Annotated in this window: 3 protein-coding genes; all 3 read right to left on the bottom strand. The window is 40.2% G+C overall.

Annotation, left to right across the window (positions count from 1 at the left end):
* Window positions 1-497, bottom strand: a 497-nt coding sequence (locus MMO38_RS16420; protein WP_241324181.1) for a phage major capsid protein, incomplete at its 3' end; no start/stop codon positions are given.
* 6 nt (window positions 498-503) lie between these two features.
* Complete coding sequence (locus MMO38_RS16415; RefSeq protein WP_121930870.1) at window positions 504-1,169, bottom strand: HK97 family phage prohead protease; 666 nt, start codon at window positions 1,167-1,169, stop codon at window positions 504-506.
* Window positions 1,159-2,373, bottom strand: coding sequence for a phage portal protein (locus MMO38_RS16410; protein WP_241324180.1), 1,215 nt, complete (start codon window positions 2,371-2,373; stop codon window positions 1,159-1,161). Before MMO38_RS16410 ends, MMO38_RS16415 begins: the two co-directional genes overlap by 11 nt.
* Window positions 2,374-2,450: the final 77 nt, after the last annotated feature.

Below are 2,450 nucleotides of genomic sequence, written 5' to 3'. Positions count from 1 at the left end.
TCACCAACCCAGCCACTACCCGCACCACCCAAGCTGACTAATTTTTTATAGTCAGATGTACTTACGGTGATTTGATTACACACTTTGCGCATTGGGCTTTCATCATGAAGCAACTGCAAAATGGTTCGGTCTAGTTCCTCTGGTACGGCATAGCCGCCATCTGCATCCACACCAATTTGAATTGCCTTTTTTTGAAGATCAGCAAGCCCATCGTCATTACCTTTGCGCAAGAATTGTAAAAAGCCTGTTTTATGTGCTTCAACATCCCCACCACTTGGTGCACCCGGTCGCTTCGCTTGTTTAATTTCATTTTCAAGCTCTGCTTTTAAAGCATCTAGATCACCCAATTTTTCATTAAGTTTATCCGTCACTTCAACTTGCTTTGCCTTTTCCGCTTTAATCGCATCGAGTTCTTTATCATTTGATTTTTTAAAATCTTCAAATGCACCCTTTAGATCTGTGATTACTTCGCCAAGATCTTTTTCATCAATAGCCATGAGTATTTATCCTCTTAAAAATGCTGTTAAGTCTTTAATTGAATCGACTGTGCTGGATTGACTTTCAACATCTCGCTGAGAACCTAATGCACTGTAGCCTTTAGCCATAAAAGCCTTGGCCTGTTTTTGAGAAAGTCCCATTACCTCTCGTAATGCTTTCTCTACACTGGACGGCGAAGGAATCTCGCCTTTTTGAAGTGATGCTTTCACTTCGGTAATCTTTGCTTCAGTATTTGCAGGCATGGTCACAATAGACACTTCCCACAGATCAATTTCCTTAAGTAAAAATGCACCCTTTGCAGAGTCATATTCCCAATCTTTCAGCATGTAACCAATCGACATCCCTTTGACACTGCCAGCCTTCATATGAGCATGCGCACGTTTTGCCAATGGATCATCATCAATAAGTAAACGACCACGAACAAAAAGCCCGTAATCATCTTCTTTCATCTCGGTAAATGGTCCAATCGGTTCAGCCATTTGGTGTTGCCACAAAACTGAAGGCAAATCATTTCTTTCAGCCCAACGTTCTAATGACTTTTGGAATGCACCACGGACTACGATATCGCTGTAACTATCAATGACATCAAAAACAGATGCGTACCCTTCAAATTCACCCGTATCTGATACAGATTTGATTTTTAGAGGAACATTTAAATATTTAACTTCCACTATCTTTCCCCTTATCAGGATTGGTCGTCATATTCATTGGTGTGAGGTAAATGTCACCGCCTTCGCGTGGGTCCATGTCTTCTAGTTCCCTAGCATCGTTTGGACATAAAAAACCCCAGTTGATACCGATCGCATATGACTCATATCTGGTTTTCAAATCACCGCGGATCAATGCTCCTGCATTGAACTTGGCATAATATTTATTTCGTTCACTTGGTTTGATCAGACCGACTTTGATGCGTGACTCAATACGCGTCATATAAGGGACAAGTGAATAACTCACAAAGGACATACCCATGTGCTCAATATTATTCAGTGTCATTTTTTCCAACATGCCCGCTAAATGCGGAGGCACACGATACAAAGCGCAAATTTCATTTGATTGATAATTTCTCGTTTCAAGAAATTGAGAGTCTTCAAGATTGAGTGCTGTTGGTTTCCACTTAAGTCCCTTTTCTAAAATCATTGGCTTATAAACATTGGTAAGCCCTGTATGATTTTCAGTAAACTCTGTTTTAAGCCGACCAAATGCTGTATCTGTAAGTTCCTCATCGGTTTCTAAAACACCAGAAGTAACAGCACCATTTTTAAAAAGATTTGAGCCGTGCGTCTCAAGATCTAAACCAAGAGAAAAACACTTTCTAGCGTAGGCAATTGGATTTAGTCCATTTAAACCATCTAATGTGAATAATCGAACATGCCAAATTTCTTGCTGTGAAAGGATCTTCACGCCATCTTTAAATGAAACGTGATATTCAACAGTCCAATCATCTTTAAGTTTTGGAGTAACGGTTGAGGGTTCAAGCGGTAACAACTCAACAACTTGGCCCAGTGCATAAACTTTATAAGCAAAAAAATTGCCGCGTAGGCACAAACACACCATTAACAACTCCCAAAACTCTTGAGCAGTCATGTAGTCATTTGGTGCAACGTAAAGAAGATCATGTAATTTATGATCTTCAGCAGGAATCTTTTTCTTGCCCTCTTTGCGATATAGCCGACAAGGCAACATCCCCATGCTTTCAGACAAAACTCTTACACATGTAAATACAGTTGTTAATTGCATTGCTCGTGTTGGGGTTATTGGCTGACTACCAACGACACAATCAGCACCCCAAAGTCTGGCTAAATCATCAGGACTAGAAATGATTGAGGGCGAATTCTTGAAACCAAGAAACGCCCCCATTTTTGATAATAAATTCATTACAATCTTCTAACCCCGTGTTTCTCCAAGTGTTGAGATAAATTCGATTCTTGTTTCTGGCTGGTTAATGCAAGCAC

This window comes from Acinetobacter sp. NIPH 1852 (genome assembly GCF_022549455.1).
GTDB lineage: Bacteria > Pseudomonadota > Gammaproteobacteria > Pseudomonadales > Moraxellaceae > Acinetobacter.
This window is presented reverse-complemented; position numbering and strand designations above follow the sequence as displayed.

What these genes read in the sequence shown, in the direction of transcription:
- MMO38_RS16410 (WP_241324180.1), bottom strand. Translation starts at nt 2,373, where the DNA reads ATGAATTTATTATCAAAAATGGGGGCGTTTCTTGGTTTCAAGAATTCG.